The sequence below is a fragment of the Sphingomonas sp. genome (assembly GCF_036677245.1).
GTDB lineage: Bacteria > Pseudomonadota > Alphaproteobacteria > Sphingomonadales > Sphingomonadaceae > Allosphingosinicella.
Window position 1 is genome coordinate 25,535 of sequence record NZ_JAKFCG010000088.1, and the last position, 17,580, is coordinate 43,114.

Annotated in this window: 11 protein-coding genes; 7 read left to right on the top strand and 4 right to left on the bottom strand. The window is 65.5% G+C overall.

Annotation, left to right across the window (positions count from 1 at the left end; all coding sequences use genetic code 11):
- Positions 1-30 precede the first annotated feature (30 nt).
- From V6M48_RS10610 to V6M48_RS10635, 6 genes are all read left to right on the top strand, one after another.
- Positions 31-1,824, top strand: coding sequence for an acyl-CoA dehydrogenase C-terminal domain-containing protein (locus V6M48_RS10610; protein WP_332812510.1), 1,794 nt, complete (start codon positions 31-33; stop codon positions 1,822-1,824).
- Between the two features lie 52 nt (positions 1,825-1,876).
- A complete protein-coding gene (locus tag V6M48_RS10615; protein ID WP_332812511.1) occupies positions 1,877-2,770 on the top strand; it encodes an SDR family NAD(P)-dependent oxidoreductase in 894 nt (297 codons plus the stop codon).
- Positions 2,771-2,822: 52 nt separating this feature from the next.
- On the top strand, positions 2,823-5,075 hold the full coding sequence (locus V6M48_RS10620; RefSeq protein WP_332812512.1) for a TonB-dependent receptor: 2,253 nt from the start codon (positions 2,823-2,825) through the stop codon (positions 5,073-5,075).
- 75 nt (positions 5,076-5,150) lie between these two features.
- Positions 5,151-6,308, top strand: coding sequence for an acyl-CoA dehydrogenase family protein (locus V6M48_RS10625; RefSeq protein WP_332812513.1), 1,158 nt, complete (start codon positions 5,151-5,153; stop codon positions 6,306-6,308).
- 113 nt (positions 6,309-6,421) lie between these two features.
- Positions 6,422-7,504 (top strand): aromatic ring-hydroxylating dioxygenase subunit alpha, encoded by a 1,083-nt coding sequence (locus tag V6M48_RS10630; protein ID WP_332812514.1) that lies wholly within the window; start codon positions 6,422-6,424, stop codon positions 7,502-7,504.
- A gap of 331 nt (positions 7,505-7,835) precedes the next feature.
- Positions 7,836-10,100 (top strand): TonB-dependent receptor, encoded by a 2,265-nt coding sequence (locus tag V6M48_RS10635; protein ID WP_332812515.1) that lies wholly within the window; start codon positions 7,836-7,838, stop codon positions 10,098-10,100.
- Positions 10,101-10,713: 613 nt separating this feature from the next.
- On the opposite strand, the gene V6M48_RS10640 is transcribed toward V6M48_RS10635, so the two are convergent.
- A complete protein-coding gene (locus tag V6M48_RS10640) occupies positions 10,714-12,609 on the bottom strand; it encodes an AMP-binding protein (protein ID WP_332812516.1) in 1,896 nt (631 codons plus the stop codon).
- Between the two features lie 214 nt (positions 12,610-12,823).
- On the opposite strand from V6M48_RS10640, the gene V6M48_RS10645 reads away from it, so the two are divergent.
- Positions 12,824-13,831, top strand: a complete 1,008-nt coding sequence (locus V6M48_RS10645; RefSeq protein ID WP_332812517.1) for a bile acid:sodium symporter family protein — start codon at positions 12,824-12,826, stop codon at positions 13,829-13,831.
- A gap of 36 nt (positions 13,832-13,867) precedes the next feature.
- Here V6M48_RS10645 and V6M48_RS10650 read toward each other — a convergent pair whose 3' ends face one another.
- The 3 genes from V6M48_RS10650 to V6M48_RS10660 form a co-directional block, all read right to left on the bottom strand.
- Positions 13,868-15,460: a phosphoenolpyruvate carboxykinase gene (locus V6M48_RS10650; RefSeq protein WP_332812518.1), complete on the bottom strand. Its 1,593-nt coding sequence runs from the start codon at positions 15,458-15,460 to the stop codon at positions 13,868-13,870.
- Positions 15,461-15,736: 276 nt separating this feature from the next.
- Positions 15,737-16,597 (bottom strand): formyltetrahydrofolate deformylase, encoded by an 861-nt coding sequence (purU, locus tag V6M48_RS10655; RefSeq protein ID WP_332812519.1) that lies wholly within the window; start codon positions 16,595-16,597, stop codon positions 15,737-15,739.
- Between the two features lie 10 nt (positions 16,598-16,607).
- Positions 16,608-17,580 (bottom strand): aminotransferase class III-fold pyridoxal phosphate-dependent enzyme (locus V6M48_RS10660; protein ID WP_332812520.1); only part of this gene is annotated, 973 nt, incomplete at its 5' end.

Consider the following 17,580-nt stretch of genomic DNA (forward strand, 5'->3'; position numbering starts at 1 on the left):
TCGCGCCTCCGTCGCAGGAGCGCGCCCATCATGCTGAGCTACGATCCCCCCGTCGCCGATTACATGTTCCTGTTCGAGGAGCTGATCGACCTCGACAAATACCGCCATCTGCGCGGCTTCGCCGATCTCGACCTCGAGGTCGTCGAGGCGGTGCTCAGCGAGGCCGGCAAGGTCGCGCGCGAGGTCATGCTCCCGCTCAACGCCAGCGCCGACCGCGAAGGCTGCACCCGCCATCCCGACGGCAGCGTCACCACCCCGAGCGGCTTTCGCGAGGCGTATCGCGCCTACACCGAGGGCGGCTGGGCCGGCCTCGCCGCGCCGGCGCAATATGGCGGGCAGGATTTCCCGAGGACCGTCGCGACCGCGGTGATGGAATTCAGGGGCGGCGCCAACCAGTCGTTCGACATGTACACCGGCTGGGGCGAGAGCATCGCCGAGATCTTGATGGCGCACGGCACGCCGGAGCAGTGCGAGACCTATCTCACCCGGCTGATCACCGGCGAATGGTCGGCGACGATGGCGCTGACCGAGCCACATTGCGGGACCGACGTCGGCCTGCTGCGCACCCGCGCGGTGCCCCAGGCGGACGGCACCTACAAGGTCACCGGCACCAAGATCTTCAATTCAGGCGGCGAACACGACCTCACCGACAACATCATCCATTTCGTGCTCGCGCGGATCGAGGGCGATCCGCCGGGGACCAAGGGCATCTCCCTGTTCCTGATGCCCAAGCTGCTGCCGGGCGAGGATGGCGCGTTCGACCGGCGCAACACGGTCTCGTGCGGATCGATCGAGCATAAGATGGGGCTGAACGGCAGCGCCACCTGCGTGATGAACTACGACGAGGCGACCGCCTGGCTGGTCGGCGAGCGCCAGCAGGGCCTGGTCGGCATGTTCAAGCTGATGAACGCGATCCGGCGGCGGACCGGGACGATGGCGCTTTCGGTCTCCGAGCTGGCGACCCAGAATGCCGTCGCTTACGCCAAGGAGCGCCTGCAGGGGCGCGCGCTTTCCGGGCCCAAGCGGCCGGAAGCGATGGCCGACCCGCTGATCGTCCAGCCCGACGTCCGCCGCACGTTGATGAAGCTCAAGAGCTTCAACGAAGGCGCGCGCGCGTTGCTCGTCTGGTCGGGCCTGATCGCCGACGTCGTCGATCGTGCGCCCGACAAGGCCGAGCGCGCCGCGGCGGCCGAGCGGCTTGCGCTGATCACGCCGGTCATCAAGGCCTATCTCAGCGACGAAGGCTTCGACAATACGGTGATCGCCCAGCAGATGTTCGGCGGCCACGGCTATATGGCCGAGACCGGCGTCGAGCAGCTCGTGCGCGACATCAGGATGCTCGCGATCGCCGAAGGCGCGAACGGCGTCCAGGGCGTCGATCTGGTGCTGCGCAAGCTCGGCCACAACCAGGGCCAGTCGGCGTTCGACCTGATCGACGAGATCGCCGCGCAGCTCGCCGCCAATCGCACCTCGACTCCATCGCTTTCGCTGGTCGATGCGATGGCGCGCGCGCTCGACGACATGCGCGAGGCGACCACCTATCTGGTCGGGCTCGGCAGCCGCGATCGCGAAGCCGCCTGCGCCGGCGCGACCGATTACATCCATCTGATGGGCCTGGTGCTGGTCGGCTTCATGTGGCTGCGCATCGCCGAGGCCGCGACGCGGCGGATCGACGAAGGCCGCGACGAGAGCGGCGAGCTTGCCGCCAAGCTGATGCGCGCCCGCTTCTTCGCCGAGCGCATGCTGCCGGAAACCGCGCTCCGCCTGACCCGCATCAAGGCAAGCGCGGACAGCGTGATGGCCCTGGAAGAACAATGGTTCTGAGGGACTGAGCGATGGCGGTCGGGGGCATCAACTCACGCAAGGGGGACGGCGCATGACGCTCGACCTGCACGGCCGAGTGGCGATCGTCACCGGCGGCGGTGCCGGCCTCGGCCGCAGCCATGCGCTATTGCTCGCCAGCCGCGGCGCCAAGCTGGTCGTCAATGGGCGCGGCCAGGCCGACAGCCGCGCACGGGTCGACGCGGTCGTCGCTGAGATACGCGGCGCGGGCGGAGAAGCGGTCGCGAGCTATGACAGCGTCGAACGCGCCGAAGGCGGAGCGGCGATCGCCGCCACCGCGATCGAGGCTTTCGGCAAGATCGACATACTGGTCAACAACGCCGGCTTCGTGCGCGACCGCAGCTTCATCAAGGCGGAGCTCGAGGACATCGAGGCGGTGATCCGCGTCCATCTGATGGGCACGATCCACTGCACCAAGGCGGTCTGGCCGCTGATGAACGAGCAAGGCTATGGGCGGATCGTCGTCACCACCTCGATGGCGGCGACATCGGGCAATTTCGGGCAATCCGCTTACGGGGCCGCCAAGGCCGGCGTGCTTGGCCTGATGAACTGCCTCGCGCTCGAAGGCCGCAAGCGCGACGTGCTGGTCAATGCGATCTCGCCGGTCGCGGCGACGGCCATGACCGCAGGCATGTTCCCCGCGGACAGCGCCGCAGCGTTCGCCCCCGATTTGGTGTCGCCTGCCGTCGCCTGGCTGGCGAGCGAGCGCTGCGACGTCAGCGGCCACACGATCACCGCCGGCGGCGGCGCATTCGGCCGGGTGCATTATTTCGAGACCGCGGGCGTGCGCTTCGGTGCGGACGAGCCCGCGAGCGTCGAGGCGTTCGACGCCCAATTCGCGGCGGTCGATTCGCTCGCCGGCGCCGAGGAATGCGCGATCGGGTCGAGAATGCGCGCGGCTTTTCCGCAAGCACCAAAAGCGACTTGAAACCAAAGACGTACAGCAAAGACCAAAACCAGAAACGAGACAGGGGAATATTATGATCACGAGTAAATTGTCCAAATGGGCGCTGCTGGCCTGCACGACCGCGATGGCGGCTCCGGGCTTCGCGCAAACCGGCACGGTCGATCCCGCGCCGGCGCCGAACCAGAGCACGCAGGAGCCCGCCGCGGCCGCCGCCGGCGGCCTCGAAGAGATCGTCGTGACCGCCACCCGCCGCGAAGAGCGCCTGCAGGACATTCCGGTCACCGTCAGCGCGGTCACCGCGAACACCTTGGGCGGCGCCGGCGTCACCGACGTCCGCAGCCTCACCCAGGTCGTCCCCGGCTTCAACGGCGGCCGCAACCTCAGCGTCACCCAGCCGGTGATCCGCGGCGTCGGCTCGAGCGGCGTCTCGATCGGCGACGAAGCGAATGTCGCCACCTACATCGACGGCATCTATCAGGCCGAGCCTTTCTCGACCTCGCTTGAGCTGGTCGAGGTCGAGCGGGTCGAGGTGCTCAAGGGCCCGCAAGGCACGGTGTTCGGCCGCAACGCGACCGGCGGCCTGATCAACATCATCACGCCGGACCCCAAGTTCGAGACGCGCGGGCGGATCGCCGCCAAATACGGCCGGATGCGCGGCGACGCGAACGACTATGACCTGCGCGCCTACATCACCGGCCCGCTGACCAGCACGATCGCCGCCGATTTCGCCGCGCTCTACCGCAAGAATGACGGCTATATCAAAGACCTGGTCAACGGCGGCCACCTCGGCGAGACGAGGGTGCTCAATCTGCGCAGCAAATTGCTGTTCCAGCCGAGCGACAGCGCGCGCATCATCCTGACCGGCGAATATGCCGATTCCGAAGATCAGCCCAATTCGGTGCAGCCCTACAACAACAACACCGCCGGCCGGAACGATCCTCCCCTGGTGCCGGGCGGCGCGCCGATCCCGGTCCCGAGCGTGATCCTTCCCACCGGCCCGTGGCAGTCTTCGCTGAGCTTCGAGCCGCGCGCCAATTACGAGCGCTACAATCTGTCGCTGCGCACCCAGTTCGAGTTCGACGGCTTCAACCTCGAAACCTCGACCGGCTATCTGCACACCAAGAACCAGCAGGACACCGATTCCGACGCCTCGAACATCTATCGCGGCTCAACCCTGGTCGAGCTCGAGGTCGAATCGTACAGCCAGGAGGTCAGGCTGCTGTCGACCGGCGGCGGGCGCCTCAACTGGATCGTCGGCGCTTATGCCTTCCACCTCGACGGCTCGATGTGGGCCGCGCTCGGCGCCTCTCCGCGTTCGACCGTGCCGCCTTCGTTCAACTTCCTCACCCCGTCGGTCAAGACGACGTCGTGGGCGGGTTTCGCCGAAGGCACCTATGAGGTCACCGACCGCTTCTTCGTGACCTTGGGCGGGCGCTTCACAACCGAGAAACGCAAGATGCGCCAGGCATTGAACGGCGTGCCGTTCACCGCCCCCGCCCCCGGTTTCGATACCGACGCGGTCGCGCGGAAGTCGTTCGACAAATGGACCTATCGCATCGCTCTGAGGTACAATTTCGCCGACGATGCGAACATCTATGCAAGCTACGGCACGGGCTTCAAGAGCGGCGTGTTCAACGTCCTCGGCTTCTCGGGCGTCGCGACCGATCCGGAGGAAATCGATGCCTGGGAAGTCGGCCTCAAGGCCGATCCGCTTCCCTGGCTGCGCACCAACATCTCGGCCTTCTATTATGATTATCAGGGCCTGCAGGTGAACGCCCGCGCGCCCGGCGGGCTCGCGTTCGTGCTCCAGAATGCGGCGACCGCCGAAATCTACGGCGCCGAGATCGAGCTCACCGCCGCGCCGACCGACGACCTGCAGATCCGCAGCGCCGCCGCCTACACCCATGGCGATTACAACGACTTCCCCAATGCCCAGGTGTTCGTTCCCTTGCCGCAGGGCGGCAATCTCCAGAGCCAGGCGGACGTCTCGGGCAACCAGATGATCCGGGCGCCGCGCTTCACGTTCAACTTCGGCTTCAACTGGGGGGCGGATCTCGGCGGCGGCCGGCTCGGCGTGTCGGCCAATCTGTTCCACAGCGCGAAGGTCTATCATGATTTCGCCAACACCTTGGTGCAGAAGTCCTACCAGCTGCTGAGCGGCGAGATCGGCTGGACGACGCCCGACGAGAGCCTGCGGATCTTCCTGTGGGGCACCAATCTCACCAACGAGAAAGTGGCGCAGCAGATTTCGCCTGGTGCGCTCGCGACCTACGTCATCTACGAGCGGCCGCGGCGGCTGGGCATCGGCGCCCAGTTCAAATTCTAACCATCTAGACTAAGAGGAGCGGGAGGGCGGCGGTGCTGCCCTCCCCTTCGGTTTCATCATTGGAAGGCTGCATCTATGGGCGGCGGATCATCGCTCCTTGCCGGTATCAAATCACTCGAGCCCCGCATCCGCGAATCCGTGGATCAGATCGAGGCCGATCAATGCCTGCCGGACGACCTGATCGAAGGCTTCCGCGACATCGGCCTGTTCCGCGCTTCCTGGCCGAAATCGTTCGGCGGATCCGAGCTCGACTATATCGAGATGCTCGAGGCGGTCGAGGAACTGTCGCGCTACGACGGCTCGGTCGGCTGGCTCGGCGCCTTCGCCTCGATCAGCGGGATGATGGCGAGCCACCTTGCGCCCGAGGTGATCGCCGAAATGTTCCCGAGCGCCGACAGCGTGACCGCCGGCCAATATGCGCCGGTCGGAAAAGCCGAGCGGGTCGACGGCGGCTATCGGGTCTCGGGCCGCTGGAGCTTCGGCAGCGGCTGTCGGCACGCAACCGCGCTGATGGCCGGCGTGATGGTGACCGAGAATGGCCAGCCGGCGCGCGATGCGGACGGCAAGGTCGAGACTCGGATGATCATGATCCCGGTCGGCCAGGCCGAGATCTTCCTCGATTCGTGGAACACCAGCGGGATGCGCGGCACCGGCAGCCACGATTATGCGGTGACCGACCTGTTCGTCCCGGAAGGCAAGACATTCAGCTTCTTCGATCCGCCGAAATATGACGCGCCGCTCTACGCCAGCCCGATGCTGTTCCTCGGCTCGCACGTGCCGATGCCGCTCGGCATCGCCCGCGCCGCGATCGACTATGTCGTCGACCTCGCGCAGACGAAGCGCTACCCGCCCGGGCCGCGCATGCTGCGCGACGACGATTATGCCCAGGTCGAGGTCGCCGAAGCCGAAGCGATGCTCGGCTCGGTGCGCGCCTGGACCTATGAGGTGATGCGCGACTTCTGGGCGACCTTGTGCCGCAAGGAAGAGCCTTCGGCGCGCCAGAAGGCGATGTTCCGCCTCTCGCTCGTCCACGTCAGCCGTGTTGCCCTCGAGGTCGTCCAGAAGATGTACGACGTCGCCGCATCGAGCGCGATCAAGCAGAACAGCCCGATGGACCGGCTGATGCGCGACATCCTCACGGTCTGTCAGCATCGCGTCGTCTCGCCGCGCATGTACCGGCCGGCGGGCAAGGCGCTGCTCGGCGTCAAGATCGAGAACGATCCGTTCTTCTGACGCGCCGTTTCTCCCGCCTTGCCGGAGTTTCGGAGCCACTGTACTGATTGTCGACTGCGCGCAACCTCTGGGTCGGAAGCGCGCGGCAACGGCCGAACAGTCGAGAGCTTGACATGACAGAGCTGCAAAAGCCGGTTTCGTCGACAGCCAAATTGCTGTCGCAATATTCGCGGCCGTTCATCCGCAACGCCTGGTACGTCGTGGGCTGGAGCTCCGAGATCGGCGAGGAGCTCCTCACCCGGCGCATCCTCGGCGAGCCGTTGGTTTTCTACCGCACGCAGGCGGGCGAAGCGGTCGCATTGGTCGATGTCTGCCCGCACAAGCTCGCGCCGATGCATCTTGGCCGAAGGATCGGCGACAATCTGCAATGCGGCTATCATGGCCTCGAGTTCGACCAGCGCGGCGGCTGCGTGCATAATCCGCAGGGCAACGGCCAGATCCCGCCGCACGCCCGGCTCAAATCCTATCCTTTGGTCGAGCGCTACGGCGCCGCGTGGATCTGGATGGGCGACCCTGCCCTCCTCGACGACAGCAGGATCCCCGATTTCAGCCACATCGACGATCCCGAGCGCAAGACCATGGCGGGGCACCATATGGTGCAGGGCAATTACATGCTGATGGTCGAAAATTTGATGGACCTCGGCCACGTCATGTTCCTCCACGCCCAGTCCGCCGGTGCCGGCGGGATCGTCATGACCGAGAACAAGATGGGCGTGGATGGCGAGACGGTGTTCGACAGCCGGCTCTACGGCGATGTGCCCAAGCCGGCGGCGTTCGCCCCTTATTATCCGGAGGGCGCACGGGTCGATTTCTGGACCGACATCAGGTGGGATGCGCCGAGCCTGATCCGCAACCATGCCGGCAGCTCGCCGGCCGGAACCGGGCGCGACGGGCCCAAGGTCGATCAATTCGGATCGCACTTCCTGACGCCTGAGACGCAGGACACCACCCATTATTTCTACGCCCATTCGCGCAACTACGGGATCGACGATCCGGCGTGCGACGACTTCTACCGCAAGTGGCAGCGCACCGCGCTCAAGGAAGAGGACAGCATGGTCGCCGAAGCGATCCAGCGCCACATCCCGGAAGCGGAGGCGCTTGGCGTCGAGATGGTGGTGCTGAGCACCGACCGTTCGGGAATTAGGGTCAACCAAATCCTCGATCGAATGGCCGCCGCCGAAGCGGAAGAGGCCTAGACCTTGATCGTTTCAGGCTGAGCCTGAACGGCGAATCAAGGTCTCAGCTCCCAGAATAGAGCTTCGCGTCGGCCACGTTGATTGCCGCCATCCCGGATCTGCGCCAGCAGCGCCTTCTAACCGAGGTGATTTCTTTGCAACAGGGCTGCAGAAAGCAAAAAAGATCAATCTAGATGTAGTTGCAAAACGCATTGCTCATCGCGTAACGGCGACGCAATAAGAGCAAAGCCGACGGCGCCGGCGGGCTCCCGCCCCCTTTCGATGGCGCCGCAAAGGTCCAGACAAAATCCGTCATGCGAAGGCCAGCCTGCCGCTGGCCAGGGGAGGTAAAATGAAGTCCAAATCGATGCTGTTGACTATGCTTGCCGCGTCCACGAGCGTTCCGGCGCTTGCCCAGCCGGTGCACGCGCCGCCGCCTGCCGACGTCCAGATCGAGCAGCCGACTCCTGCCGCTCCCGCTCCCGACACCGCGACCCCTTCTGCAACCGTCGATGACGCAAGCGGCGTCGCCACTCCGCCGAGCACCGATGCCGAAGGCGGCATCGAGGACATCGTCGTCACCGCCACCCGCCGCGAGGAAAGGCTGCAGCGCATTCCCGTCGCCGTCACCGCGGTGACCGGCGAGAAGCTGACCTCCTCGGGCATCACCAACACCCAGACCCTGACCCAGGCGGTTCCGGGCCTGCTCTTTTCGCGTAGCGGCTCGGGCGGCCAGCCGGTGATCCGCGGCGTCGGCCCGTCGGGCGCCTCGTCCAACGGCGACGAGCCGAGCGTCGCGACCTACATCGACGGCGTCTATCAGCCGGATGCTTATGCGACCCTGATGGAGCTGGTCGAGATTCAGCGGGTCGAGGTGCTGCGCGGTCCGCAGGGCACCGTGTTCGGCCGCAACGCGACCGGCGGCCTGATCAACATCATCACGCCGGATCCGAGCTTCAACTTCCGCGGCCGGGTTGCGGGCACCTACGGGCGCCTCCGCAACGACGCCGGCGACATCGACGTTCGCGCCTATATGACCGGCGGCGTGTCGAGCACGATCGCTGCCGACTTCGCCTTGCTCTACAAGAACCGCGACGGCTTCATCAAAGACCTCGTCCGCGGCGGAACGCTCGGCAAGAAGGAAGCGATCGACACGCGCGCCAAGATCATGTGGCAGCCGAGCGACAGCGCCAAGATCATCTTCACGGCGCAGACCACCGACTATCGCAGCCAGGAGAATGTCTACCAGCCGCTCGACGGCAACACCCGTGGCCGGCCGTTCCCGGGTGCGATCATCCCGGACGGACCGTGGCAGGGAAGCGTCGATTGGATTCCGCGCAACGACTACAGCCGCCACCTGATGTCGCTGCGCACCAGCTTCGATCTCGGCTTCGTCAACCTCGAGACGACCAGCGGCTACACTTATTCGAAGGTCAAGCAGCAGGCGGACTCGGACTCGACGAACATCCGGCTCGCGGTCGCCGGGCCGATGCCGTTCAAGACCGAATCCTACAGCCAGGAAGTCCGCCTGCTGTCGCAGAGCGGCGGGCCGCTCAACTGGTTGGCCGGCTTCTATGCGTTCCACCTCGACAGCAGCGGCGTCATTCCGACGCTCGCCGCGACCGTGACCAACGGCGTTCCCGGCCCGCTCGGCGGACCGGTCCTGCGGCCGGACGTCAACACGACCTCCTATGCGGTGTTCGCGGAAGGCACCTACCAGATCGCCGAGCCTTTGTTCTTCACCGGCGGCGCGCGCTGGACCTACGAGAAGCGCGACTTCATCATGTACCGCGACAACAATGTGCTGCTTATCCCCAAGGATAAGTTCAACATGGACAAGGTCACCTACCGCTTCGCTCTGCGCTACCAGCCGACGCCGGACTGGAACGTCTATGCGAGCTACGGGACCGGCTTCAAGAGCGGCGCGTACAACACGATCACGCGTACGCTCAACCGGGTTGATCCGGAGACGATCAAGTCGCTCGAGGGCGGAATCAAGGCCGACATCACCCGCAACCTGCGCGTCAACCTGGCCCTGTTCCACTACAAGTTCGAGGATTTGCAGGTCAGCGCGCGCCACCCGGTCAACGTCGAATATATCCTCCAGAACGCGGCGAGCTCGAAGAGCTACGGCGGCGAGCTCGAGGTGACCGCTGTTCCGGTCGAGGGCCTGAGCATTACGGGCACGGCCTCCTATACGCACGCGCGTTATGAGAGCTTCCCGCTCGCGCAGGGCTTCGTTCCGCGTCCGACCGGCGGCAACGACGCCGCCACGGTCGACGCCTCCGGCAACCATATGGTCAAAGCGCCGGTGACGACGTTCAGCATCTCGCCGCGCTACGAGCATGACTTTGGATCGGGGACGTTCGACATTTCGGCGAACCTCTTCCACAGCGCGAAATGGTATGCGGACTTCGCCAACCGTTTCTATCAGCCGGCCTACACCACCTTGAGCGCGCAAGTGGGCTATACGGTCGGCCAGGTGCGCTTCACCCTGTCGGGCACGAACATCACCGACGAGGTGGTCTACGATCAGCTCCGCGTGGGTTCGCAGGCGACCGACGTCATCCTCGCCGCTCCGCGCGAGGTGAAGTTCGGCATCGAGGTGAAATTCTGATCGCAGCGGCGTGAGGTGATCCCGCCCCACGGGAAAGCGCTTCCAAGCCCCGCCTGAAGAGAGAAGCTGCCGGGAGAACGGCAGCTTCTTTTTTATTCGTCCTCATCTTCTCACCATGAGGCGAGGAATTGTGACTGCCAGGATTGGCCAGTGGCAAACCCGGGCTAGAGCGGAATGCGCGATATCTGGATCACGCATCCCGCTCTAATCCTCTGTTACCGCATCGTTTTCTGCGCAAAACCGGTTCCCACTTTTGCGCACGATGCTCTAGGACGGCGACTTTCCCAAGGATCGTTTGGATGCCAGCCTGCGCTGGCAGGACGGGATTGGGCAGGACCTTCGCCGCCAACCGCACTTCCTGCCCACCGGCGGCCTGGGGTCCCCCTACCCCGTCACCCCAGCGAAAGCTGGGGTCCATGCGATGCTCGCATAACCCGCCGCTGGCGAACCGGGCTACGACGGCGACTTTCCCGAGGATCGCTTGGATGCCAGCCTGCGCTGGCAAGACGGATTGGGCAGGACCTTCGCCGCCAACCGCACTTCCTGCCCACCGGCGGCCTTGAGCCCCCTACCCCCGTCACCCCCAATCGCTTCAGGGCAGATGAGTCAGACTCTAGGCCGCGACCCCGTGCAGCTCGGCCTTCAGCCGTTCCTCGATCGCCGCCAGCACGCCGCGGTCCTCGATCGTCGCGGGCACGTCGTAAGGCTCGCGATCGGCGATCTTCTTCATCACGCCGCGCAGGGTCTTGCCCGAGCGGGTCTTGGGGAGCGCGCTCACCATCACGACCTTCCTGAAGCTCGCGACTGCGCCAATCGTCTCGCGCATCAGCCCGACCAGCTCGGCCTCGATCTCCGCGGCTCCGCGGGCATTGTTGATGCGTGCGACCACCACCGCGACCGGGATCTGACCCTTCAGCTCGTCGGCGATCCCGATCACCGCGCATTCGCTGACGTCCTGGTGGGTCGAGAGGATCTCCTCCATCTGCCCGGTGGAGAGACGGTGGCCGGCGACGTTGATCACGTCGTCCGTCCTGGCATGGACGTGGACATAGCCGTCCTCGTCGATCAGGCCGGCATCGCCGGTGGCGTAATAGCCCGGGTGCGGCTCGAGATAGGCGCGGCGGTAGCGGTCGGGCGCGTTCCACAAGGTCGGCGACATGCTCGGCGGCAGCGGCAGCTTGATCGCGATGTCGCCGATCGTGCCGGCAGGCAGCTGCTGCCCCTCGGCGTCGAGGATGCGCACGTCCCAGCCCGGCATCGGCTTGCAGACCGACCCCGGCTTCGAGGGAAATGCCTCGACACCGATCGGATTGGCGGCGATCGGCCAGCCGGTCTCGGTCTGCCACCAATGGTCGATCGCGGGCACGCCCAAATTACTCTCGATCCAGCTCAGGGTCGCGCTGTCGGAGCGCTCGCCGGCAAGGAAGATGGTGCGCAAGCTCGACAAGTCGCAGGCCTTGGCGAAGGCGGCGTCGGGATCCTCGCGCTTGATCGCGCGAAACGCGGTCGGGGCGACGAACAGCACCGAGACCTTGTGCTTCTCGATGATGCGCCAGAAGGTGCCGGCATCGGGCGTGCCGACCGGCTTGCCTTCGTAGAGGATGGTCGTCGATCCGTTGAGCAGCGGCCCATAGACCGTGTAGCTATGGCCGACCGCCCAGCCGATGTCCGACGCCGCCCAATAGACCTCGCCCGGTCCGCAGCCGTAGATGTTGGGCATCGACCAGGCGAGCGCGACGGCATGGCCGCCATTGTCGCGCACCACGCCCTTGGGCTGGCCGGTCGTGCCGGAGGTATAGAGGATGTAGAGCGGATCAGTGGCGAGCACCGGGGTGCAGCCGACCGGCTCGGCATCGCGCATCACGTCGTGCCAGTCGTGGTCGCGGCCCTCGCGCAGCTCCGCCTCCTCCTCCGGCCGCTGGACGATGATCGTCGCGTCGAGCTTGTGCGCGGCAAGGTCGAGCGCATTGTCGAGGATCGGCTTGTAGGCGATGATCCCGCGCGGCTCGATCCCGCAGGAGGCGGAGACGACCAGGCGCGGCGTGCAATCGTCGATCCGCACCGCAAGCTCGGGCGCGGCGAAGCCGCCGAACACCACCGAATGGACCGCGCCGAGGCGCGCGCAGGCGAGCATGGCGACCAAAGCCTCGGGGATCATCGGCATGTAGATCAGCACACGCTCGCCCTTTTGCAGGCCGAGCTTGCGCATGGCGCCGGCAAAGCGCGCGACGCGGTCCTGCAATAAAGCGTAGCTGATCGTCTCGCTGGCGCCGGAATAAGCGCTTTCATAGACGATCGCGGCGCGATCGCCGTGCCCCGCGTCGACGTGGCGGTCGACCGCATTATAGCAGCTGTTGAGCATCCCGTCGGCGAACCAGCGCTGGATCGGATCGCCGGTGTCGGTGAGGATCTGCGTGGGCGGCTTGTCCCAGGCGATGCCCTGCGCGGCGCTGCTCCAGAAACCTTCCGGATCCGAAATCGACTGCTGATAGATATCGTCATACTTCACGATCGAGCTCTCCCGAGATGCTTTGATCACCCGGCCTCCGGCCCGGCGTTGAAATAATGGTGAAGCGGCGCTGCTCCTCGACCGAGCCGCGCCAGCCGCACGACCGCGAGCATATCAACCGCACGGCGGCGGGGGAACAGGCACGATCACGGGGCTTGAAGACGGGGCGCACTATCGCTTGAGCCCGGCCGCCGGCATCCGCTAGGCGTTCGGCGTGGCCATTCGTCTCCGCTCCCTCGTCCCCGACAGCTTCGTGCTGATGCTCGCCGGTGCAATCGTCATCGCAACGGTGATCCCGGTCGGGGCCGGAGCGCTGAGGATCGCCGGCATCATCTCGACCGCGGCGATCGTTTTGTTGTTCTTCTTCCATGGCTTGCGCCTGTCGCGCGAAGCGGTCGTCGCCGGGCTGCTGCGCTGGCGGCTTCACCTCGCCATCCTCGGCTTCGGCTATCTGCTGTTCCCGCTCGGCGGCCTCGCGCTGATGCCGCTGAGCGCGGCCTGGCTCAGCCCGATGCTCGTGCTCGGACTGCTCTTCCTGGGAGTACTGCCGACGACCGTCCAATCCTCGATCGCTTACACCTCGATCGCGCGGGGCAATGTCGCCGCCGCGGTGGTCGCGGCCGCCGCCTCGAACATCGCCGGCGTGGTGCTGACGCCGCTGCTGTTCGCCGCCTTCGCCGAAGTCGGCGGCGGTGAGGTCGATCTCTCCTCGATCGTCAAGATCGCGACGATGCTGCTGCTTCCGTTCACCCTCGGCCAGATCGCGCGCATCTGGCTCGCCGAGTGGATCGAACGCTGGCGATCGGTGACCGCCCGCCTCGACCGCCTCACCATCGTGCTCGCCGTCTATGTGGCATTCGCCCAGGCCGCGCAGGGCGGTTTGTGGCAGCAGATCGGCGGGACCGAGCTCGCGATCCTCGGCGGGTTGGTGATCCTGCTGATGCTGATCGTCTTCGCCGGAGCCTGGGGCTTCGGCCGGGCGCTCGGCTTCGACCGCGGCGACCGCACCACATTGCTGTTCTGCGGCGGGCAGAAGAGCCTGGCGACCGGCGCGCCGATGGCGAGGGTGCTGTTTCCCGGGCCGGAAGCGGCCGCGATGCTGCTGCCGCTGATCCTCTACCACCAGTTCCAGCTGATCTTCTCGGCGTTCATCGCGCCCCGGCTCGCAAAAAACGCAGCGGAGGCGGAAGAGAATGTGGCCGTGGAAGCGGCTGCCGAGTAAAGTCCTCCCCTGCACCGCAGGGAAGGACTCATCGGCTCAGGCCGGAACCCCGCCTCCGGCGCTCACGTTGGGCGCCGAAGCCGTCTCGTCGAGGCGCGGCGCGGCGTCGCGGACGCCCTGTTCGACATGCGTCTCGAACTTGGCGAAATTGGCGGTGAACAGGCGCACCAGCTTGCGCGCCGCGTCGTCGTAGGATGGCGTATCGGGCCACGTCTCGCGTGGGTTGAGGATCGTGCTCTCGACTCCGGCGACGGAAACCGGGACATCGAAGCCGAACCACGGATCCTTGCGGAACGTCGAATTGGCGAGGCTGCCGTCGAGCGCCGCGTTGAGCAACGTCCGCGTGACCTTGATCGGCATCCGCCGTCCGGTGCCATATTGGCCGCCGGTCCAGCCGGTGTTGACCAGCCAGCAATTGACCTGGCCCTTGGCGATCCGTTCCTTGAGGAGGTTGCCGTAGACCGAGGGGTGACGCGGCATGAACGGCGCGCCGAAGCAGGTCGAGAAGGTCGCCTCGGGCTCGGTGACGCCGATTTCGGTGCCGGCGACCTTGGCGGTATAGCCCGACAGGAAATGGTACATCGCCTGCTCGGGTGTCAGCCGCGCGATCGGCGGAAGCACGCCGAACGCATCGGCGGTCAGCATGACGACATTGCGCGGCACCGGGCCCATATTCTCTTTGGAATGATTGGGGATGAACTCGATCGGATAAGCGCCGCGGCTGTTCTCGGCGAGGCTGGCGTCGTCGAAATCGAGCCGGCGAGTGACCGGATCCATCACGACATTCTCGAGCACGGTCCCGAAGCGCCGCGACGTCGCGTAGATTTCGGGCTCGGCCTCTTCCGAAAGGCGGATCATCTTGGCGTAGCAGCCGCCTTCGAAGTTGAACACGGCCGTGTCGGACCAGCCATGCTCGTCGTCGCCGATCAAGGTCCGGCTGCTGTCGGCGGACAAGGTTGTCTTGCCGGTGCCCGACAGGCCGAAGAAAACCGCCGTGTCGCCGTGCGGCCCGATGTTGGCCGAGCAATGCATCGGCATCACCCGCCGCGGCGGCAGCAGATAGTTGAGCAGGCCGAACACCGACTTCTTCATCTCGCCGGCGTAGAGCGTGCCGCCGATCAGGATCAGGCGCTCGCTGAAATTGACCGCGATCACCGTCTCGGTCCGCGAACCATGGCGCGCGGGATCGGCGCGGAAGCTCGGCAGGTCGATGATCGTATATTCCGGCTCGAACGAGGCCAGCTCGTCAGGCTCCGGACGCACCAGCAAGGTGCGGATGAACAGGCTGTGCCACGCAAGCTCGGTGATCACGCGCACGCGCACCCGATGCTCGGGTTGCGAGCCGCCGTAGAGATCCTGCGCGAAGGCGGTTTCCTTCGCCTCGAGCGCGGCGAGAAAATCCTGCTTGAGCGCGGCGAAATGCTCCGGGCTCATCGCAGCATTATTGTCCCACCAGATCGTGCTTTCCGTCTCGGAATCGCGAACGATGAACTTGTCCTTCGCAGAACGGCCGGTGTGCTTGCCGGTCTTGACCACGAGCGGCCCATGCTCCGCCAGAAGCCCTTCGCCGCGGCTCACGGCCTGCTCGACCAGCGCCGATATTCCAAGGTTTTTGAGATAATGAGGCACGAAAACTCCCGCTCCCTATGTCCGACGAGCGCCTGCTCGATTATCGCAGCGACCATAAACGGAGGGTCCGCCCGAGTCACCTGTATCGGCGCTACGCAATTCTGCGCCGCGCCGCAAATCCGGCAAGTAGCGGAAGTTGCCCAAGCTGGCACACGCAACTTGGCCGGACACGTCTAGGGCAAGCTGCGATCAGATGGAATCGCAGCCTGCCCTAGAATTGTTTGATGCCGCATTGCTGCTTGCGAAAAGCCGGTACCCACCTTTTCGCTTTATGCTCTAATCCTTGAACACGATCGTGCGCGAGCCATTGAGCAGCACCCGATCCTCGAGATGGTAGTGGACCGCGCGCGCGAGCACGCGGCGTTCGATGTCGCGGCCCTTGCGGACCAGATCGTCGGGCGTGTCGCTGTGGCTGACATGCTCGACATCCTGCGCGATGATCGGCCCCTCGTCGAGATCGGCGGTGACGTAATGCGCGGTCGCGCCGATGATCTTCACCCCCCGCGCATAGGCCTGATGATAGGGCTTGGCGCCCTTGAAACCGGGCAGGAAGCTGTGGTGGATGTTGATGCAGCGCCCGGCGAGATAGGCGCTCATCTCGTCCGACAAGATCTGCATGTAACGCGCCAGCACGACCAGATCGGTGCCGCTCTCCTCGATCAGCTGCCGCAGCTGTGCCTCCTGCTTGCTTTTGTCCTCCTTGTCGACCGGCAGATGATGGAAGGGAATGTGGTCGATCATCGAGATGTTGAGCGCATCGAGCGGATGATTCGAGACGATGCCGACGACGTCCATGTCGAGCTCGCCGATGCGGTAGCGGTAGAGCAGGTCCCCGAGGCAATGATCGAACCGCGAGACGAGCAGCAGCACACGCTTGCGCTGGTCGATCGCGCGCAGACTCCATGCCATATTATGGCTCGCGGCCAGTTCGCCGAAGCGTCCGCTGAGCGCGTCCTGGTCGGCTGGCGCGGCATCGAGATCGAATTTGATGCGCATGAAAAAGCGCTTGGTGTCGAGATCGTCGAACTGCTGGGCCTCGAGGATGTTGCCGCCATTGTCGCGCAGGAACCCGGCGACCGCGGCGACGAGGCCGGGCCGGTCGTCGCACGACAGGGTGAGGATATAAGCCTTGTTCATCTGCCGCTTCTCAACTTGCCCCTCTTGCCGCCCACTCGACGGCGTCCGCAACCGCGTCATGGACTGCCGCAAGATCCGCCGCGAGGATGCAATAAGGCGGCATCACATAGATTGTGTTACCGAGCGGGCGAACCAGCAGATCGCGCTCGCCGAAGAAAGCCAGCAGGCGCGGCCCGAGCGACGACAGGTAATCGCCATTGCCCGCGCCGACTTCGAGCGCCGTGATCGTGCCGATGGCGCGCGCGTTGCTGACACCGGGCAGAGCGGCCAGCCGGTCGAGATGCGTGCGCTGAAGTGCGCTCAGCGCCGCGATCCGCTCGATCACCGGCTCGTCGCGCCAGATCTCGAGATTGGCGCGCGCCGCGGCGCAGGCGATCGGATTGGCGGTGTAGCTCGAGCTATGGAAAAACATCTTCGCACGGTCGGGCGAATGGTGCGCCTCGAAGATCTCGGGAGTCGCGACGGTCACCGCGAGCGGCAGCGCGCCGCCGGTGAGGCCTTTGGACAAGCAGATGATGTCGGGCACGATGCCGGCCTGCTCGCAAGCCAGCAAGCTTCCGGTGCGGCCCCAGCCGGTCATCACCTCGTCGGCGATGAACAGCACGTGGTGGCGGGCGCAGATCGCGCTCATTTCTGCAAGCACTTCGGGCGCGTAGATCAGCATCCCGCCCGCGCCGCAGATCAGCGGCTCGACGATCAAGGCGGCCGGCGCTTCGGGCGCGCGGCAATAGGTTTCGAGCGCATCGAGCGTCGCCTGCTCTTGGCCCGCGTGCGGGAACGGCAGCGATCCGACGTCGAACAGCAATGGCGCGTAGGGCGCGTTGAACACGCCGCGCGCGCCGACCGACATGCCGCCGATCGTGTCGCCGTGATAGCCGTGGTCGAGCACCAGGATGCGATGCCGCGGTTCGCCGCGATTGGCCCAATAGCCAAGCGCCATCTTGAGCGCGACCTCGACCGACGTCGATCCCGAGTCGGAAAAG